Below are 19598 nucleotides of genomic sequence, written 5' to 3'. Positions count from 1 at the left end.
CTTCGGCGCGCCCGAAAGCGTCAGCACCGGTCGGCTCCGCTTCATAGGCCGACGACGTCCGCTCATGTGGAGAACAGTGCACCTGATCATGTCCGTGGGATGTTGCGGTCCACCGTGCGCCCAGACCTCTAATCCTGGCCTCAGGTTGATCGGAGAGGATGAGCGGCAAAAGCATCGACTGGAAGGAGCGCGTCGGCGTGCGGATCATGATCGCGGATGATGACGCGGCCATCCGTGAGTCGTTGGAGCGGGTGCTCCAGGTCGAGGGTTATGACACCAGCACCGTCGCCAACGGTCTCGCCGTGCTCGACGGGGTCGGTGGGACCGGCGGTGACACGCTGGATCTGCTGATCCTCGACGTGATGATGCCCCGCCTCGGCGGGTTGGAGACCTGCCGGCGGTTGCGGGCGGCGGGTCGGGATCTGCCGGTGCTGATGCTGACCGCCCGTGACCGGGTCTCGGACCGGGTCTCGGGGCTGGACGCGGGCGCCGACGACTACCTGCCCAAGCCGTTCGCCACCGAGGAGTTGCTGGCCCGGGTGCGGGCCTTGCTGCGCCGGCGCACGCCGGGCGACGCCGAGTCGCAGGTCCTGTCGTTCGCCGACGTTCGGCTCGATCCCGACAGGTTCGAGGCGTGGCGGGGCGGGCGGCCGCTGCGCCTGACCCGGACCGAGTTCTCCCTCCTGGAGGTCCTCGTGCGTAACGCGACCCGGGTGTTGACCCGCGACGCGCTGTTCGAGGCGATCTGGGGCTTCGACATGAGCGCCACCGCCAACAACCTCCAGGTGTATGTGAGCTACCTGCGCCGCAAGATGGAGGCCGAGGGTGAGCCGCGACTGATCTACACGCTGCGCGGCCTGGGATACACGTTGCGGGAGACTCCTCCGTGAGCAGGCCCGCCGGCCGGGAACCGCTCCGGCTGACCCGATGGTGGCGCCGGCGGTCCCTGCGGACCAGGCTGACCGTGATCGCGGCGACGGCCATCGCCGTCAGCGTGTTCATGGCCTTTCAGGTGGCCAGCGAGCTGCTGGACTGGCAGTTGCGGGACACCGCCGAGGATCAGCTGCGCGCCGACTCCCCGGTCCTGGCGACGAACGCGGAGCGCGCTGGTCTGGCGCAGGTCCAGCTACCGCCGTATCCCGGATCTGGTCAGCTGGTGCGGGTCATCCTGCCCGACGGCTCGACCCGGACGCCAGCCGGCCAACCCGCGCTGCCCCCGATCAGCGAGCACGCCGGGCGCGTGGCGCAGGGCGGCTTGGCCGACCTGATGGAGTCGAACGACAGCGACGAGGACGGCTACCTCATCTATACGCTTCGGGCCGGCGACGGCGCGGTTCAGGTGGCCCGCGTCGCCGACGACAGCCCGATCAACCAGTTCGGGTTCGGCATGCTGCTGATCGGGCTGCTCTGCGTGGTCGGCGGCGCCCTTGTCGGGCGGACCGTGGCACGGACTGGGCTGGCACCGATCGACCGGCTGACCGCCGCTGCGGTACGTGTCGCACACACCCGGGACCTCGACGCCCACATCCCGGATGAAGGCGGTGGGGAGATCCGGCGGCTGATCCAGTCGATCAACGACATGCTCGCCGCGCTCCGGGACTCCCGGCGGGCACAGAAGCTGCTCGCCGAGGACGCCGCCCACGAGCTCAAGACCCCGCTCACCAGCCTGCGCCTCAACGTCGAGCTGCTGATCCGGCTCGATCGGCGGGGCACCCTGGACAGTGCACTGCCGGCGGAGAGCCGGACCCGGCTGCTCAACGATCTCGGCGCCCAGGTGGCCGAGTTGAGCACCCTCGCCGCCGAGTTGACCGACCTGGCGCGCGGTGACGTCAGCGACGAGAGCACCGACCTGCTCGACCTCGCCGACGTGGTGGTGGCCGCCGCGACCCGGGCGCGTTCCCGCATGCCTGACGTCGAGGTCGTGCTCGACGTGACCTCCGTGTGGGTGAGCGGGCGTCCCGCTGCGCTCCAGCGGGCGGTGCTCAACCTCATCGACAACGCCGGCAAGTGGTCCCCCGCGGACCAGCCGGTCCAGGTCCGGCTCCGCGCCGAGGGCGCGTCGGCGGTCCTCGATGTCGACGACGCCGGGCCGGGCATCGACGCCGCTGACGCACCGCGGATTTTCGACCGGTTTTACCGTGCCGACAGCGCCCGGGCGTTGCCGGGATCGGGTCTGGGGCTGTCGATCGTGCAGCGGGTCGTCGACGCCCACGGCGGTCGGGCCACCGTCGCCCGCTCCGCACGCGGTGGCGCGCTGCTTCGGGTCGACCTTCCGGCCGCGGCCCCGCCCGGTTGAATCCCGCGGCCCACCGCCGGGTTATGAAAGATCCGGGACGGCCTGAGGGCTCCGTCCCGGATCTCGCCCGTGCCGCCGCGCTCACCGTTGCAGCGCGGGCTCCTCGTCGTCGGCGAGCGACTGTCGCCCGTCCGGCGGCTCCACCGGTTGGGACAGCCGGCTCGGCCACCACATCCGTCGGCCGATCAGCAGGGTGAGGGCGGGCGCCAGAACCGACCGCACCAGCAGGGCGTCGAGCAGCACGCCGAAGGCGACCAGGAACCCGACCTCGATCAGCATCACCAGCGGAAGTGAGACGAGGACCGCGAACGTGGCCGCCAGGACCATGCCTGCCGAGGTGATGACGCCACCGGTGGCGGAGAGGGCTTTGAGCATGCCCTCTCTGGTGCCGAGACGCACGGCCTCCTCCCGGGCACGACTGGCTAGGAAGATGTTGTAGTCGACGCCGAGCGCCACCAGGAACAGGAAGGCCAGCAGCGGCACCGAATAGTCGATCCCCTTGAACCCGAGGATCGTGTCGAAGACGAACACACTGCCGCCGAAGGCGGCGGCGAATGAGACGACCACGGTGGCCATCAAGACCAACGGGGCCACGACCGCGCGCAGCAGCAGCCCGAGCACGATCAGGACGACGGCGAGCACCAGCGGGATCACCAGCTTCTCGTCGCGGCTGGTGGTCACCTCGGTGTCGAGGTTCTCCGCACTCGGCCCGCCGACGATCGCCTCCGCCCCGCTCACCGCGTGCACGGCGGTGCGCACCCGCTTGATCGTGTCGTACTCTGCGGCGGTGTCCGGCGCGTCCGTCGGGAACACGGAGATGTCGGCCCAGCCCCCCGTGGTCTGACCCGGGATGGCCATGGCCACACCGCGCGTGCCCTTGACGATGTCGAGCACCCGCTCCTGGTACGCCGGCCGCGTGAAGATCGTCATCGGCTGGCCGCCGAGCTCCGGGAAGTGCTGGCGCAGAACGGTAAAGCCGGTGACCGACTCCGGCGCGGACAGAAACTGGTCCTGCTCCCGCAGGGGGCCGGTATTGCCCGCCAACCCGAGGGCGAGAACGCCGAGGACTCCGAGCGAGCCGAGCGTCGCCACCCACCGGCGGCGGCTGATGGCGGTGCCAAGCCGTCCCCACAGCCCCGGCTTCTCCTCCACGGTCGGGCTGAACCGCGGGATGGCCGGCCAGAAGATCCACCTGCCGAGCACCACGAGCACCGCCGGGAACAGCGTCAGCATGGCCACCAGCGCGCACACAATGCCGGCCGCACCGATCGGGCCCAACCCGCTGGTGCTGTTCAGGTCCGCGACGAGCAGGCAGAGCAGGCCGGCGACCACGGTGGCCGCGGACGCGACGATCGCCGGCGCCGCGCCGCGCAACGCGTGGACCATCGCAACCCGAACGTTCTCGTGGTGGTGCAGTGCCTCCCGATATCGAGCGATGAGCAACAGCGCGTAGTCCGTGCCGACGCCGAAGACCAGGATCGTCAGCAGCGCCGAGTTCTGGTCGTTCACCACGATGCCGAAGCCTTTGACGAGCAGATAGACGGTCGCCATCGCGGTCAGTGCGGCCGCGCTCACCACCACCAGCGGGATGAACCACAGCACCGGGCTGCGGTAGGTGAGGATGAGCAGGAGCGTGACGACGACGACGGTGGTGAGGAAGACCTGCAGGTCGATGCCGTCGAAGACGGCGTCCATGTCGCCGTCGACCGCGGCCGGGCCGGTCACGTCGAGTTCCAGGCCGGCAGGACGGTCCTTCGCGGCGTCACGCAACGGCCCGACGATGGCCTCCGGTGCGCCGTAGGTTGTGCTCACGTCGATGGTGAACATCATCGCCTTGCCGTCGGTGGAGAGTCTCGTCGGTGGGCCCTCGTCGTCCTCGCCGGCCGGGGCCGCCACCTTCGGCGGGTACCGCTTGGCAAGGGCGTTGTAGTGGCGCTCGACCGTCGCGCGGTCGGCGTCGGTCAAGCCGCCGGCGCGGTGATACACGAACACGAACGTGTTGTCCTCACCGCCGGGGAGACTGTCCTCCAGCGCCGCCACCTTGGTGGACTCGGCACCGGCGGGCAGGGTGTCCACGGCTCTGTCGGTAGTGACCGAGCTCAACTTTCCGCTCAGCGGCACCATGACCGCCGCCAGCGCCACCCACAGGCCAATCACCAACCACGGCACCCACCGGCCTGCCAACCGACCGGCTGGCGCTTCCCCGGACGGCCCTGCGTTGACCGCCATCACTAGCCTCCTACAGACGGGTCAGATCGCTTATCTGACGCCGCCTTTCGTACCGAGCGAACCTGAGACGACTGTTAAAAAGGGCGCTCAGGCCGGTTGGCCGAACCAGGTGTCCAGCGCACGCAACAGCGTGGTGGCGTCGTAAGGCCCAGGCGTCACAGCCGTCGGGCCGGATGAACCACGCATTGACGTCCACCTGGTCCATGCGGGCAGCGACGGTGTTGACCCGTCCGGTCCACGCGGCCGCGGCGGTGTCGATCCAGGTCGGGGTGGGGTGCTCGGTGATGCCCTTTGGAGCCGAGGGGCGTCCGAGGGCTGGTGCGCTGGGTTTCGACGCACAGGCACGATGGGTGGTTCTCGGGTGGAGGTTCCGAACCCGCGACGGACCTGCGCCGGCGTGACTTGCGGCCCGGTTGCGCCGGGCATTGGTTCTCGTGCGGGTGTCGAACGGCGCTCCGATGAGTAGTACTGTGGTGCCGCCTCCCTCCCGAGGATCAGGCCGCAGTACGACGAAACAGCACGGAATCGGGCCTAGCGTTCGGGCCATGAGGAAACCTGACAGTCGACTGTGGAAGTTCGGGGCGGCCACTACGGCGCTGGCGACAGCGCTGGCAGTCGTCGCCGCCTGCGGGTCGGACGCCGACAACAACAGTTCCGCGCCTGCCGCGACCGGATCGCACGGCCCGCACGCGAGCGGGTCGTCGGCTCCACCGCAGCCGCTGCGCGTCGGCGAGCGGTTCGTCGACCTGAGGATGGCCGAGGCATACACGCCCGCGCCGCCGGAGGGTGGCACGGACGAGTACCGGTGCCAGATGATCGACCCTGGCCTGACCAAGGCGGCGTTCCTGACCGGGACCCAGTTCACGCCCGAGAACGTCGCCATCGCACACCACGCCATCGTGTACGCGGTGCCGCCGGGCGGCGCCGCCGCCGTGCGCGAGCAGGACGCGAAGACCCCCGGCCTCGGCTGGCAGTGCTTCGGCGGGACCGGCGTGGCCGGCGCCGAGGTGGAAGAGGGAGACGCGGCGTGGGTGGACACCTGGGCGCCGGCGCCACGGAGACGCTGCTCACCCAGGACGCCGGCCACAAGCTGGAGCCGGGCAGGTCTACACCTGGGACATCACGAAACTCGCGGGACCGGTCAAGGGCGTCTACTACGACGCCTACGTGCTGATCGACAGCTACTCCCGGTACATCGTCGGCGTCCGCGTGCACGCCCGTGAGTCTGGTCCGCTCGCCGAGTCGATGATGCGCGAGGTGGTTCAGCGCCCACGGCGTCCCGCACGTCGTGCGCGCCGACCGAGGCACCTCGGTGCCGCCAGTTCCTCTGTAGATGCCCTGTTCGAACAGGCGATTTAGGACATCTTGGGAGTAGCGGCCCTCGGCGAGCGAGTGTGACCAGGGGCTTCAATCCCTGGTTCCCGGCGGAGACGCGCCCCTCAGCGCTTCACGACGCTGGTCAACGTGGCCAGCAGGCGTTCGAGATTCCTGCGATCGCTGTCGGAGAGACGGCTGAGGATGGCCGCTTCATTGGCCAGATGTTCTTCGATGAGCCGGTCGGTCAGGGTCTTCCCGGCCGGAGTCAGCCCCACCACCCTGCCGCGCGCGTCGCCTTCGGAGACTGCGCGCGACACCAGGCCGCGCCGGATGAGCCGGTCCACCCGCTTGGTCACCGCCCCGGTGGTGACGAGCATCCGCTCGCTCAACTGGCCCGCCGTGAGCGTGTACGGCTGCCCCTCCCGGCGCAGCGCTGCGAGCACGTCGAAATCACCGTTGCCCAGATCCGCCGCGGCGAACGGCGGCCGCAGGGCCCCATCGAGCGCCTCGGCCAAGTGCTGGATCCGGCCGATGATCAGCAAGGGATCGGGATCGAGGTCGGGGCGCTCACGGCGCCACTGGTCGGCGATCTGAGCAACGCGGTCCTCATCCATTCTTGCATCCTACCTTCCACGGAAGATAGGCTCCTTCCGTGCAAGACAGCCCTTCGTCCCCGACCACCACTGCGGTCCCGGCCTACGTGCACCCGTCTTGCCCGTTCGCCTGGATCACCTCACCGCGCTGGTCGGGGATGCTGCGCTGTTCGTCGTGAGCGCCCTGGCACTGACGGCTTTGCCCCCGGAATCGCGGATCCGGATGAGGACAGGCTGGGGTGGGATGCGCCCCGGGACATCCGCTACGTCACGGTGGCCGCGCTCAACCGCCGCCACCACCACCGGCCCGGCTGTCGCCGCCGGTCTCCTCCTCGCCGCGGTGGCCCTGCAGGTGACCGGTGAGGTGCAACTGGCTGCGGGTCGTGGACCGTCGGCTTCGCCCTGGCCGATCCCACCCGGCCCGGGCAGTGGCAGGGCGTGTATCAGAGCGGCACACCGCTCGCCCGCGCCATGGGGCCGGCCGTTCTGACCAGCGTGGTGATGGTCTGGTGCGGGACCGGGTGGCTGATCCTCGGGCTCACCTTCCTCGTCGCCGGGACTGCTACCACTCGCGTCGTCAGCTGGGCCGCCCGCCGCCGACCCGTCCCCGCCATCTACCAGTGAAACCCGCCATCTACCAGTGAAAGAGGCATGACTGATGACCGCGCCGCCGCCAGGATCCGTTCAATTCGCACCCGTGCCGACCGGGCCGCCGCCGCGCCGATCGGGCCTCAGCGTGACGGCGCGAGTCCTGATTGGACTGGCGCTGATGCTCCCGGCGGTGCTCGCCTGGCTGTGGTCGTACGTCCTGCCCACGGTGTCCACCGTGCTCGAAAGCTTTCAGCGGGACGATTTGATCCGCCCGGCCGAGTCCGTCGGAACCAAGAACTACGAGCACGTCCTCGACAGCGGCACCAGCAGCATCGTCGGGCAGATCGGCTTCGCGCTGCTGCTCAGCCTGGTGCCGCTCGCGTTGGCGCTGTTGGCTGCGCCGCTGCTCGCGGTCGTCGCCCATCGAGCCGGGCGAGTCGCCCGCCTGGCAACCCGTGGCGTGCTCGCTGTGCCGGTTGCTGGATATGCCCCGGTAGCGATACTTGTTGGCTTGCGATCCGACCTCACCAGATCCGACGATTTCGCCAAGAACATGGAAGCCCCTGGGGGATGGCTCACATCGGTGGTGGCACAGACGACGTTCGGGCTCGTCATCGCGGTCGCCGCGACGCTGTACCTGAGCGCGCTGCGGCGGCGGGAGCCTGACCGCCGGTTGACGCCCGCGGGCTGGGACGGTGGGCGGCACAGGATGCGAGGATCCGCAGCTATGGACGCAGTGACATCGCACGGCTCCGGTTGGGCTGAGTTTCGAATTCTGGGAACGGTGCAGCTCAATGTCGCTGGTCAAATCGTTCCACTGCGCGGCAAGCACAGGTCCTTGCTGTCGGTGCTGCTGTTGCAGGCGAACGAGGTCGTTTCGACTGACCGAGCCGCCGAGGCGTTGTGGGGACTGCCGCTGCCCGGCAACGCGTCCGGTCGGGTACGTACGCTCGTCTCGGAGCTGCGGCGCGCGTGGGGTGTCGGCGAGAGCCCCATCGTCACCGAGCCCCCGGGTTACCGGCTGCGGTTGACGGCCGGACAGTTGGACCTCGACCGGTTCGTGGCCGGTGTGGAGCGGGCCAGGCAGGCGTCTGCCGGAGGCCAGCCGCAGACGGCGGTGGCCCACTTCGATGAGGCGTTGGCCTGGTGGCACGGTGCCCCGCTGGGCGGGGCGAGCGGTCCGTTCGTGGAGGCCCATGCGGCGCGACTGGCGGAGTTGCGGCTGCGTGCTGTGGAGGAGCGCGCTGAGGCGATGCTGGCCGCTGGCCGGCACGTCGAGGTGATCGCCGAGCTCGGCCGGATGCTCGCGGAGCAGCCGCTACGCGAACGGCCCTACGGACACCTGATGACCGCGCTGTACCGGGACGGTCGGCGTGGCGAGGCCCTGGAGGTGTACCGAAGACTTCGGGCACGGCTGAGCGAGGAGCTTGGACTGGAGCCGACGTCGCAGTTGCAGCGACTCCACCGGCAGGTTCTGACGGATGACACTGCCTTGGTCGGCGAACGGGCGTCCGCTGTCGACCAGGCACCGAAGGCCACCGCTCAGCTCGTGGCACGTGCCCCCGCCTTCGTCGGTCGCACCGGGGAACTGTCACAGCTCGACGCGCTTCTTGCCGGGCACGAACGGCTGGTGCTCGTCGTGGGCCCCGCCGGAGTGGGCAAGACGACCCTCGTCGCGAACTGGGCCCGGCGTGCGGCACCGCGGTTTCCGGACGGACAACTGTTCGTCGACATGCGTGGTTTCCACGCCGGTCAGCAGATGACGCCGGAGCAGGCGCTGCCTCTGCTGTTGATTGCCCTGGGGGTGGCCGCCCACCAGGTTCCGGTGCACGTCGATGGTCAGGCTGCGCTGTACAGGTCCCTGTTGGCCGGTCGACGAGTGCTGATCACGCTGGACAACGTGGCCACCGCTGATCAGGTGCGGCCCCTTCTTGCGGTCGATGCCGGCAGCGTGGTGCTGGTGACCAGCCGCGACCGACTCAGCGGGCTGGTGGCGGTGGACGGCGCGCAGCGGATCAACCTCGACGAGTTGCCCGACGCCGAAGCCGTCGAGGTGTTGTCCCGCGCCGCCGGTACGGCTCAGGCCGGCGACGACCACGCCGCGCTGGTCGAGCTGGCGAAGCTGTGCGGTGGTCTCCCGTTGGCCCTGCGCATCGCCGGGGCCCGGCTCGCCGACCGGCCCGACCTCGGGCTGCGCCGGCACGTCGACGAGTTGACTGCGCACGGCCCGATGGACCGGTTGAGCGTGGCCGGTGACGAGGGTGCCAGCGTGCGGAACACCTTTGACCTGTCGTACGAGGCGCTCCCGCCCTGCCCGCAGCGGATGTTCCGTCTGCTCGGCGCCGTGCCGGCGCCGGCCGGGTTGACGACCGCCGCGCTGGCCGCGCTCGGTGGTCGGCCGATTGTCCAGGTCGAGTCAATGATCGACCTGCTCGCCCGGATGCACCTGATAAAAATAACGGGGCAGGGCCGGGTCTTCTGCCACGACCTGCTGTTGCACTACGCCGCCGACCTGCTGGCCGAACAAGATCCGGTTGACGAGCGGACCGCCGCCGTCGACCGACTCCTGCACTTCTATCTCCACAGTGCGGACCGGGCAGCACGCATCCTGATCGGGCAGTCGAGGTTGCAGTTGCCTCGCGACCCCCTGCCAGCCGGCGTGTCACCCGTCGAACTAATGGACCAGGCCCAGGCGCGGGAGTGGGTCAGCGTGGAGTGGCCCAACCTCGTCGCCGCGCTCGAAGACGCCGCCTCGTCAGGACGTCACCGGATGGTCTGGCAGATCGCCCACGCGATACGCGACCTCCTGCAGATGCAGGCACCCCCGGCGCAAGGGCTGCAGCTCATGCAGACCGGCCTCACCGCCGCCCAGCACGCCGGTGATCTGCGCGCGCAGGCAGCCATACGACAAGGACTCAGCTACCTACACTGGCGTGCCGGCGGCTACCAAGCGGTGCTCGCCGAATGTCAGGCCGCCGCCGCACTCGCGGAGCGCGCGGGCTGGCGACAGGCCCAGTCGGCGGCCCTGTGCAACATGGCGATCGCCTCGGCTCAACTGGGCCAGACCTCGGATGCGATCCAGCAGCTACATCGCGCGTTGATCATCGATCGCGAGATCGGCGACCGGACCGGCGAGGCCGGCAAGCTCATCAACCTGGCCGCCGCGCACGAGCAGATCGGCGACCTGACCGCAGCGGGCGAGTTCTGCGAGTCCGCGCTGCCGTTGGTCCGCGACACCGGCCAGCATCAGGCGTGGTGCGTCGCTCTCGAGAACCTCGCGACGGTCCGCCGCGAGCAGGGCCACTTCGACGCCGCACGTGAGGCACTCACCCAGGCGCTGGAGATCACCAGGACCATCGGCGCCCCGCGCGAGGAGGTCGCCGTGCTCACCACCACGGGACTCGTGCACTGCGACACCGGAGAACTCGATGCCGCCATCACCGTGTTGAGCACGAGTATCGAGCTCGCACGGCGCACCCGGGACATCCGTCTGGAGAGCTTCGCCCATGTCGCGCTGGCCCGTGCGCAGACACGACAGGGCCTGCTGCACGACGCCGCGGAGTCCCTCGCCACCGCCCTGCCTCTCGTCGAGCAGATCGCGCATCACCGGGCCAAGGTCGAGACGCTGCTCACGCTTGCCGCGTTGGACCTCACCAGGCGGGAACACCACGCCGCCCATGAACACGCCACAAGCGCCCTCGCCCTGGCCGCGGATTCCGGGTACGCGCTGCTGACCGCCCGGGCGCACAGCCTCGTCGCCGCGGCCTACCTCGGCTTGCAGGACGTGGCAGCGTGCCTACGACACTCCCGCCAGGCACTGGCCGCACAGCGGAGGACGGGACAGCGGCTCGGACAGGCGCGGACGCTGCTCATGCTTGGCCACGCACACTGCCACCTGGGTCAGACCGATGTCGCTCGATCCTACCGGGAGCAGGCGCACACGATCTTTCAGCAGATCGGCGTGCCACCGACGGACCTGCCGTCCTGACAGCGAGAAGAATTGACAACGACACCCGATGCATGGAGGCCGAAGGGAGAGGCCCTCTTTCCGCGAAGTGCGCCGGATGCTCGCCGCTCGAAGCCAGCCGCCGGCGACCTCGACCGCGGGGCGTGGGAAAAGGAGCCAGATGTCCTCCCGCCCGATCCCACTCCCCGCGGCCCAAATTAGGACGGCGGTTCGCGGGTGATCAGGTAGTGGCTCTCTTCTGCGGGCCACCCATAATGGACACCGAGTCCTTGTAGACATAGACGGTGAACAGGATGCTGTGCCCTTCCGCCATGTCGTAGTCGCAGGTCACCTTCGTCCCCGAGCCATTGGTGTTCTTGCATTTACCCTCGCGGGCGTAGTCCGTCTGCCAGTGGACCTCGACGTGGTAGCCGTCGGAGTTCTCGTCCGTCACCGAGAACCAGTCGCCATAGCTGTGGAAGCAGGAACTGCCCGCCAGCTTGACCTCCCAACCATCGGTGGGATCCTGGGCTGACACCGTTCCACAGGTCACCGTGTCGGTCGCCGCGGCGCTCGCGCTCCCGGCCGTCACCCCGAGGAGGGTCACCGCCGTGGCGGCGACCACCATCGTTCGCCTCAACTTCATCACTGTCCGTCCCTTCTCAGATGCAGACGACCACGTCGTCCGTGCAGTCGGTCCTGTACGTGCCTCGGACGTATGTGTTGCCGTCCCAGATCTCCAGGTACCACTTGATCTGGTAGCCCTCCCTCAGGTCGTAGTCGCACTTCTGGTAATCACCGTTTCCGCTGGCGATGCAGGTGCCACTGCGGCCCCACGACTGCCACCGGACCTCCACGTGGGCACCGTCCGCCGCAGCGTCGTGCACACTGAACCAGTCCCCGTAGGTGTGCCAGCAGGCCAGACCACCCGTCACGTCAAGGCAGTGGGTGTACTCGGCGCTCGCTGGCGCGGCGGTGCCGAGGACCCCAACCAGGGTCAGCGCGGCCGCCGCGGCAAGTCGGCCGAAAACTCTTTTTCTCCGCATGTGCGTCTTCCTTTCCGGGTTGCCGCCGCCCCAGGTCAGAAACAGATGTACGGCGGCGGCGCCAAGTCGATGTCTTCCAGCGTTTTCAGGCGCGTTGAACCGCGCGAGCCAGCTCGTTGAAGCGCGGCTACCGGAGGTCAGTGATTGTTCGAGAAACTCTCCAGATATACGCCATCTACGCTGCCGGCGAAGTCGAGCAGATAGTCACGGCCTTCTTTCAGGTCGTAGATTCCGCCTTCGCTGGCCCGGTGGGTCGCGCAGCTACCCGCGCCACTGTTGACCTTAGCCGTGTACAACCAGCCGCTCCCGTAACTGACGTCGACCCAGGCGTTGTGCCCATTCGCCAGCGTGTCGCACACGGAGATCACATCGCCGTATTCCTCGACGTAGACCGTCACACCTTTCACCGAGAACACGTGGTCCCAGCCGTCACCGGGGGGTTCGGGACTCGCGGCGGCGCTACCGGGAAACGCCACGACAGCGGCGACGGTGAGGGCCGTGGCACCCGTAAGAGCACGACCAACGCCAAGCTTCATAAAAGCCCCTTTCTGAATTGGCGAATGCCAACGATCGTGGCCGATCTGCCGTGCCGCAATGATGGATCATTTTTGTGTGTCGTCTCCACGTGCCTATATCCGGCAGGAGAGTTCACGGCGGCCGGCTTCTGCCGTCGATCTCTGATCTAAACAGCCGGCTGCCCGATTCCCGCCCGAACGGCGCCCGACAGGCACGGCTGCCAGACAGGCAGGACGCTTGGAGGCACGCCGCGCTGCCCGCGACGGGTCAGCCACCCCTGAACCGGGCCAGATCGAGCGCGGCGCTTACCCGCTGACCCCGCTGATGCATGTCCACGACCGAGGCCCAGAGGCGACCTGTGGACGCGCTGCACCAGGCCTGCGGGCGCTGTCAGAACTCGACGGCGGTTTCCGTGCGTTCGTCGTAGAGGATCTCGGTGTAGGCCAGCCGGGTGTGGTCGTCGATGGCGGTGTGCAGGCAGGCGTAGCCGATGACCGGGCGGCCGTTGCGGCGAGCTGTGGTGCAGGCCCGGCCGTTGTGGTCGCCTTGGGCCGAGCCGTGACAGGCCCCGCCTCCCCGGACGTCCTCACCTGTTTCAAGATCCCAGCCCTGTCACCAACGTCCACAGAACACCTAGGCTCACCGCCCATGACCAACATTGACGACCCGGAGTGGGCCGACAACCCACGCCTGAACGGATGGCTCCACACTCAAGCAGCCCTCTTTCCCGGGTGGGTCGAACAAACCGAAGGACGATGGGATTTCAGCACCGGCTCCCTCGACCACCTTGAGCAGGAGATCAAGCGCCGCTACCCGTCCTACGACGACGCGCAGGCCGCCCGGGACGACGCGTTCATGACCGTGTCCGCCTGGTATGTAGGTCAGGTCCACGTACGCAACTACGGCGCCGTTTGGCGGTGCGCTCCGCAGCCCGGCCTCGGTGTCTACGCACGCACCGAACCCGTCGTCAGGCTCCCGAAAGAGGTGCTGGAGCACTGGGAGCTGGCAGAACTTCAGGAGAAAGAAGAGCTGTACGAGGACGACTTTCCCTACTGCAACCCGTCCGAGGCCGTCGTCTCCGCGGCCCGCCCGGAGTACACCGGCTATCTGTCCTCGTTCCTGCATCAGTATGCGCCCTGGCAGGCGGCTGTCGATCGGGCGCTCACGCGAGCCCGCAACCAGCCCTCGCAGAGCCCGGAAGGCCAGCCTCTCCCGGACGCCCCGGGCCCGCTGGACCCCGGGCCGGTCGGTGAGAGCCTTGCCGAATGGCTGGCTGTGCAGGAAGAAGTCTTCCCCCGCTGGGCCGAGGCCACCGGACGCCCCGCAGACTTCGACTTTACGCCCGCCTCTCTCGGCGCCCTGGAGGACGTACTGCGCGAGGCGCTCGCTCCCCACGCCGGCACCGGCAGTCTCTACGACGACCCGGTCTTCAACTGCGCTATCTGGTACCTCGGCGAGACAATCTGCCGCAACCACCAGGCGCGTTGGCTGCCGATGCGAGCGAACCTGGACGTCACCGGCGACCGGCTTGACCTGCTCGCCGTGGCCCACGTCGGCCGGCGCATCAGGCCGCGCACTGAACTGACCTCGGCGATCCATCGCAGCATCCGTGGCGTCCACTACCCAGACGACTCCTACCAGCCCCTGCGCGCGGTACTCGACGCCTACCGCTAGGCGAGCGGGGTATCCAGCGTGCCGTCCTGGCCCGTGGGCGTTGACGATAGATTGATCAGCAATATATGTTGCCTCGGTGACTGAGATGCGCGAGGCCACGTTTCTGATCCTGACCGCGCTGGCCGACGAGCCGCGCCATGGTTACGGGATCATCCGGGAGGTCGCCGTCTTGTCCGATGGCCGCGTCACCCTGCTGCCGGGAACCCTCTACGCCGCCTTGGACCGACTGACGGCACAGGGCATGGTCGAGCTCAGCCACGAGCAAGTCGTCGACGGCCGGCTACGCCGGCACTATCGGCTGCGCGCCGATGGCCGTGCCGAGCTCGCGCGCCAGACGGAACGGCTGCGCCAACTGGCGTCCGCCGCCGAATCCCGGCTGCGCATCCTGCGGCCCAATCCCGCCTGATCCGGACTGACGCCGCGTCCTGGGAGACCTCATGCACCGCTGGTTACTGCTGTCCTACCCGCGCGACTACCGCCGGAAGCGCGGTGCCGAAATCCTCGAGACGGTACACGACACCGCATCCACCAGCCGAGGTGCGCGGGTGGCGGCAAATCTCGTACGTCACGGTCTGCGCACCCGCCTTGGCCGACCCGCGAGCCGTACCGTGGTCCTCTGGGCATCGATCTTCGCGTTGGCCTGCGGTCTGTTCGCCGCGTCCTTCGGCACCTGGCTCACCTGGCTCGGCTCCCGTCCGCTCGACCACAACGAGCTTGCCGCCGCGGTCAGCCAGTTGTATCCGGACAAGCGGGTGAGCCACATCGACACGGACGACCCACCCTCCGTGTTCCTCATCTACGGCAGTCCGCTGAGCTGGAGCTTCGCTTCGGAGCTGCTGCTGGGTGACGGCGGCGAATATTCGCTGGCCGGTCTCGGCGCGTCCTTCGACCAACTGCCGGCCGACAACCGTCCGCGAGTCCTCGCCGAGCTTCGACAGCGGCTGCAAGCCTCCGGATGGGACTACACCGAACCGGTTTACTCCGACGCGTATGCCTGCATTCCCGACGACCCGCGATGCGACCCTGCGACGATACCGTCGAACATCACGGTCTACGCGCAACGTGGTGACGACATTCTCGAAGTGTCCATCAACGACGACAACACGACGCCGAAGATGAGCCTTGCCCTGACCCGATCAACCCCGTGGAGCGCCTATCCCGTCGGCGTTGTCGCCTTCGTTCTGGGCACGCTCAGCGGATGGTGGCTGTTCGGCTGGGCCAGTCGACGTACGGAGGGGCGCCATCCGCTGACCCAAGGATCGGCGAAATTCCTGTTCGGCTTCGCGATGTTGCTGTGGTGGGCACCGATCCTGTTGAGTACGTCGCTGATGCTGTCGCATCACCTGAGCGAGCCGCACCTTCGCTGGCATCCCCTGTGGGAATGGCTCGGCCAGCCCGTGATGTCGCTGCCGTTCCTCTGCGGCTGTCTCATGCTGGCGCTCGTGCTAGGCGTTGCCGCGCTGCCCCACAGGCTGCCGGCCGACCCGAGGCTTGCGCACCGTTGACGCACTCCGTCGCCCACGGTCGGCCGGCCGGACACCTCGCTTCGTTGTGTTGCTTCTGTCTTCGCTGGAAGTGGGCTTGTTTGACGCGGCTTGGTAGCGGCGGCGTAGGTGTTAGGGGTTCAAGCCTCAGCCACCCGGCTCCCGCCAGTAGAGGCCCATGGGGAAGCCTGCGCGGATGGTCCGTACTCCCACGACCAGCCGGCACCAGGCCCAAGGAGCCCTACTCAACCCGATTCCCAAGCTGACAGTGCTCGACCGTCCCCGCCAGGGCAGTGTTCCGGCGGGTGGTAGAACGGGGCGTGGAGATCGCGCAGCTCAGCCAGGCGTTGGGTGACATCTTCGACGGCGCGCTCGTGCATCACGGGTACACCGACTACGTCCGCGACTACGAAGTCATCGTCTACGTCACCGCAGACCCGCGTACCGGCATCCCACCCGTCCACCTCCGCTACCTCTTTAGATACTGCGTCGCAGCCGAGGTGCAGACGGCGGTGAGTCCCGAGATCTGGCGTTGCTCGCTCGATGAGCGACTGACCGACCGGGAAATCGGTCCGGACCTGGACGGCTTTGTGTGGGCGGTGCGTTGGCAGTCGCTCTACCCAGGTGCGGAGGTGGTGGCAGACTCCGAGCGTGCCCGGTCGTGGGCTGACAAGGTCGGCATTCCCTTTCACGAGGTCCGCTTCAAGATGAACGCTCACGCCATCACTCTCATCTTCAGCGACCTTGACGTGACGGAGGTGAGGGAGGGCTACGCGCCCTTCACAGTCACCGAGGACGACTGATGCAAGGATCGTGCAGCTGACGGCCTTCCCAGGACAGGGACGGACGTACCGCACAGAGCTTGTAAGGGAGATGTCGCGGGCGCGGAGGCTGGCTCTGTGGAGGGATCTACTCGGCGACGAAGACGCCAACGCCGGCCAGCGTTTCGGTCATCCCTTTGGTAGCGCGGTGGCAAGTAGTTCTCCTCGGTTGGCAACACGAGTAGACCACCTACGGCAGTGGCAGACGGGCCATCTGGTCGCTCTGCCCGCGCACGCGAACGCTGAAGCCGTCCCCATAGGAGGCACCTCGCCCAGCCGGGGGTAGATTCGCCGCCACAGCGGGTCTCGACGGGAAGGCCAACGGGGATGGACGCCAGGACCGAAGAACTCCGAGACGCGCATGACGTGCTCTCGGAGTGGTACGCCAAGAACCTGACCGGAGTGCTCGAGAGCATGCCGGTCGAGCGGGCGATGCTCGACCTGTTCGCCGAGATGACCCTGGCGGTGGGCGCGGAGATCGCGGACGTGGGCTGCGGCACCGGACGGCTTCTTCCCTACCTTGCGAGCCGAGGCCTGGCGCCGCGCGGCGTGGATCTCTCGCCCAGGATGGTCGAGGTGGCACGACGGGAGAACCCCGGCTTCACATACGAGGTTGCCGACCTGCGCGACCTGCCGTTCGAGGACGCCTCGCTGGCCGGGGTGGTCTGCTGGTTCTCGCTGATCTACCTGGCACCAGAAGCCAGGGTTCCGGCCTTCGCCGAACTCGCCCGGGTTGTAAGGCCGGGCGGATACCTGGTGACCGCCTTCAAGCACGGCGATGGCACCGGGCACCGTAACCCTCCCGGCAGCCGCGTCGGGAGCTTCGGCATCGACTTCGACCGGTACTGGCTCTCGGCCCGAGAAATGGAGGAACGCTTCGCCGCCGCCGGGTTCGCACTGATCTTTCAGGGCAGCACGCCACCCGAAGAACCGGAGCCCTCATACGGGTACATGCTGGTCCGCAAGACCGACTCGGGCATTGGGTAGGGGATCACGGGTCGTCGACTGTCGCATTGACAAGTCTGCTCACATCGACGTCGGTCGCATAGATCCGCTGCGGACGCCTGACCGTCGTCCGGTATCCTCGCGGCCCAGGTGATCGCGCTGACGGGGAGCGGACGATGACTGACGTATCGGCTCAGGCAAGCGAGGGGCTGGCGGCCTTCGCCGCGGCGACGATGCCGGTGTTCATTGAGCGGATCCCTGCGATGCCCGCGCGTCTGCTGGGTCGCCTGGCCGCGCCGGAGGAGGCGGATTCGCATTCGGTGGGTGCTCACCGGTTCGATCACTCGGCCGGCGGTGAGCCCGAGTGCCTGACGGCGTTGCGAGCGCTGGGGCCGCTGCCGGTGGAGCGCCTGCTCGGCGCGCTCGAGTTGGTTGTCGGCGGCCATGACTGGAGTTGTGCGCCGGACCTGGTGGCGGGCCTGTTCCGGCCGCCGGATGCCCAGTATGTGTGGATGGCCGCGGGTGGTCACGATAGCGAGGCGACGTCCGCGACGGCTCTGCTGCACCGACTGCGTCCCGGACTGGCCGACCGTACGGTTGCGTTGGTGCGCGAGCTTGCGGCGCACCCTGTGATCGCGCCGCTGCTGACAGTCACGCCGGCGGTGACCGATGAGCCATCGATCGCGGCCGAGCACGGTGCAGCTCATCTCGGCTTGGCGGTGGCGGTTGCTGGTGCCGTGGTCCACCAGGCGGCGCCACCGGTGATCGTGGAGCGTGCCGCCGCCACGGTCGGCTTGGGAGTCGGCGCCGCGGCGCTACTGCTGCGGGACGCACTCATGCCTCCGGCATATGCGGCGGCGTTGCTCGCCAGGATCCGCGCGGAGTACCTGCTGCCGCGCCATATGTCCGGCACGGTGACCGTGGCCGAGCACCGGTTCGGCCTTGCCGAGCACGAGTTGCCCGAGCAGGCGGACTTCGCAGGCAACGGAATGGTTGCCGTGACCGACGGCGGCATCGTCGTGCGCACAGGTGTCGCAGTGGGCACGGTCCGCGTCGAATTGGCCGTGCTCGCGGAAGCCCCGGACGAGCTGGAGTCCGGCTGGGAGGAGATCGTCGAAGTGAGCTGGCGTGCCGTCGAGGGGCGCGCATCAGTGATGGCGCCGGACGGCACGGGCAGCCGCGGCCTACGCCGGCAGACCCCGCCGTGGCCCGGCGAATACCGGACCCGGGTACACGCCCGCGGGCGCGACGACCTCGACGCCGAGCTCGAGAGCTACAAACTCGTCGTCTGGGGCGCACCCGCCGCACCGGAAATCGCCTACAAGCTCACCGACCAACTTGGGCACCGGCTGCGCGGCGAGCCCGAGCCGGCCCGGCCCCCCGAGCACGCGTACCGATGGATTCGCCGTAGCCCGCTCTCCCAGGCGGCGACTGTCACCGTCGTCACTGGTGCTACGGTCGAGCAGGCGTTACGTGCGTTCGGAGCCGACCCGGACCAGCCCGAATCGATCGATGACATTCAGCGCGACCTGTCACTGCGTCGTGCCATCTACCCCTGGATCACCGTGCTGGACGGCGGTGACGCGGTCCTGGTCGTGGAGGACAACGGCTTCCGCGGCACGGACGCCGCGGTGCTGCGTAACGCGTCGGCCCGTGGCCGGGCGGCCAGCATGTTCTGGAACGTCAACGCCGTCACCCGGCTCTCCTTCGCCGAGGCAGGTCAACTGCTCGCTGCCTTCGAGCCATGGGGGCGCGACGAGTACCCGCCGGAGGTTGCCGCAGCTCTCGCCGGGATCGACTTCGCCGAGCTCGGCGATCGCAATGAGAAGGGACTGGTCGCGGTCGCACGGTTCACCGGCCGGGGCATCACCGCTGCCGACCTCAACCGGATCCGCGCGGCCGGCATCGGTTACCGCGTCACAGGATAGGCACACAGCCGCACCGCGGCCCGAGACGAGGACCTCAGCCACATCCGTGACAGCGGACGATGGATCCTGTTCCAGCCCGACGCCTACCGCCGAGGTGCTCTAGGGGCTGTCCACCGCCAGTCACCCGCTGCAGCTGGCTGCGAGCTACATGGAGGTAGCTCGGAATATCCTTTGCCATTCGATCGGCGCAGCGCCTACCTTGAATGAGCAAC

The 19598-nt window shown here is 68.5% G+C and carries 15 protein-coding genes and 2 pseudogenes; 11 read left to right on the top strand and 6 right to left on the bottom strand.

Annotated features, from left to right (window positions below; genetic code table 11):
• Window positions 1-158 precede the first annotated feature (158 nt).
• On the top strand, window positions 159-890 hold the full coding sequence (locus ACGGAQ_RS13025; RefSeq protein ID WP_393048028.1) for a response regulator transcription factor: 732 nt from the start codon (window positions 159-161) through the stop codon (window positions 888-890).
• Complete coding sequence (locus ACGGAQ_RS13020) at window positions 887-2296, top strand: ATP-binding protein (RefSeq protein ID WP_393048025.1); 1410 nt, start codon at window positions 887-889, stop codon at window positions 2294-2296. The genes ACGGAQ_RS13025 and ACGGAQ_RS13020 overlap by 4 nt, the downstream gene beginning before the upstream one ends.
• 81 nt (window positions 2297-2377) lie before the next feature.
• Here the strand turns inward: ACGGAQ_RS13020 and ACGGAQ_RS13015 are convergent, their stop codons facing one another.
• Entirely contained in the window at window positions 2378-4372 is a 1995-nt protein-coding gene (locus ACGGAQ_RS13015; protein WP_393048023.1) for an MMPL family transporter, read from the bottom strand.
• 1203 nt (window positions 4373-5575) lie between these two features.
• On the opposite strand from ACGGAQ_RS13015, the pseudogene ACGGAQ_RS13010 reads away from it, so the two are divergent.
• Window positions 5576-5840, top strand: a pseudogene (locus ACGGAQ_RS13010) (DDE-type integrase/transposase/recombinase); the annotation flags it as partial.
• Between the two features lie 124 nt (window positions 5841-5964).
• Here the strand turns inward: ACGGAQ_RS13010 and ACGGAQ_RS13005 are convergent.
• Window positions 5965-6456, bottom strand: coding sequence for a MarR family winged helix-turn-helix transcriptional regulator (locus ACGGAQ_RS13005; protein ID WP_393048020.1), 492 nt, complete (start codon window positions 6454-6456; stop codon window positions 5965-5967).
• Between the two features lie 417 nt (window positions 6457-6873).
• Here ACGGAQ_RS13005 and ACGGAQ_RS13000 point away from each other — a divergent pair, with 417 nt between their 5' ends.
• Window positions 6874-7059 carry a hypothetical protein gene (locus ACGGAQ_RS13000; RefSeq protein ID WP_393048017.1) on the top strand — a complete coding sequence of 62 codons (186 nt, stop codon included), beginning with the start codon at window positions 6874-6876 and terminating at the stop codon, window positions 7057-7059.
• Between the two features lie 34 nt (window positions 7060-7093).
• On the top strand, window positions 7094-11014 hold the full coding sequence (locus ACGGAQ_RS12995) for a BTAD domain-containing putative transcriptional regulator (protein WP_393048014.1): 3921 nt from the start codon (window positions 7094-7096) through the stop codon (window positions 11012-11014).
• 199 nt (window positions 11015-11213) lie between these two features.
• On the opposite strand, the gene ACGGAQ_RS12990 is transcribed toward ACGGAQ_RS12995, so the two are convergent.
• The 4 genes and pseudogenes from ACGGAQ_RS12990 to ACGGAQ_RS12975 form a co-directional block, all read right to left on the bottom strand.
• Entirely contained in the window at window positions 11214-11621 is a 408-nt protein-coding gene (locus ACGGAQ_RS12990) for a hypothetical protein (protein ID WP_393048012.1), read from the bottom strand.
• A 13-nt stretch (window positions 11622-11634) separates the two neighbouring features.
• Complete coding sequence (locus ACGGAQ_RS12985; protein WP_393048009.1) at window positions 11635-12018, bottom strand: hypothetical protein; 384 nt, start codon at window positions 12016-12018, stop codon at window positions 11635-11637.
• Between the two features lie 137 nt (window positions 12019-12155).
• Window positions 12156-12554, bottom strand: coding sequence for a hypothetical protein (locus ACGGAQ_RS12980; protein ID WP_393048006.1), 399 nt, complete (start codon window positions 12552-12554; stop codon window positions 12156-12158).
• Between the two features lie 373 nt (window positions 12555-12927).
• Window positions 12928-13056: pseudogene (locus ACGGAQ_RS12975) on the bottom strand (IS481 family transposase); the annotation flags it as partial.
• A gap of 126 nt (window positions 13057-13182) precedes the next feature.
• On the opposite strand from ACGGAQ_RS12975, the gene ACGGAQ_RS12970 reads away from it, so the two are divergent.
• From ACGGAQ_RS12970 to ACGGAQ_RS12945, 6 genes are all read left to right on the top strand, one after another.
• Window positions 13183-14208, top strand: coding sequence for a hypothetical protein (locus tag ACGGAQ_RS12970; RefSeq protein ID WP_393048004.1), 1026 nt, complete (start codon window positions 13183-13185; stop codon window positions 14206-14208).
• 85 nt (window positions 14209-14293) lie between these two features.
• A complete protein-coding gene (locus tag ACGGAQ_RS12965) occupies window positions 14294-14614 on the top strand; it encodes a PadR family transcriptional regulator (RefSeq protein WP_393048848.1) in 321 nt (106 codons plus the stop codon).
• A gap of 31 nt (window positions 14615-14645) precedes the next feature.
• Window positions 14646-15713 carry a hypothetical protein gene (locus ACGGAQ_RS12960; RefSeq protein ID WP_393048001.1) on the top strand — a complete coding sequence of 356 codons (1068 nt, stop codon included), beginning with the start codon at window positions 14646-14648 and terminating at the stop codon, window positions 15711-15713.
• Between the two features lie 299 nt (window positions 15714-16012).
• Window positions 16013-16495, top strand: a complete 483-nt coding sequence (locus tag ACGGAQ_RS12955) for a hypothetical protein (protein WP_393047999.1) — start codon at window positions 16013-16015, stop codon at window positions 16493-16495.
• A 345-nt stretch (window positions 16496-16840) separates the two neighbouring features.
• Window positions 16841-17500 carry a class I SAM-dependent methyltransferase gene (locus ACGGAQ_RS12950; protein WP_393047996.1) on the top strand — a complete coding sequence of 220 codons (660 nt, stop codon included), beginning with the start codon at window positions 16841-16843 and terminating at the stop codon, window positions 17498-17500.
• A 134-nt stretch (window positions 17501-17634) separates the two neighbouring features.
• Entirely contained in the window at window positions 17635-19386 is a 1752-nt protein-coding gene (locus ACGGAQ_RS12945) for a DUF6461 domain-containing protein (RefSeq protein WP_393047993.1), read from the top strand.
• Window positions 19387-19598 lie beyond the last annotated feature (212 nt).

Source organism: Micromonospora sp. NPDC047557 (assembly GCF_043205095.1).
Lineage (GTDB): Bacteria > Actinomycetota > Actinomycetes > Mycobacteriales > Micromonosporaceae > Micromonospora.
The sequence above is the reverse complement of the archived record's forward strand: the minus strand, read 5'-3'. Positions and strand labels throughout refer to the sequence as shown.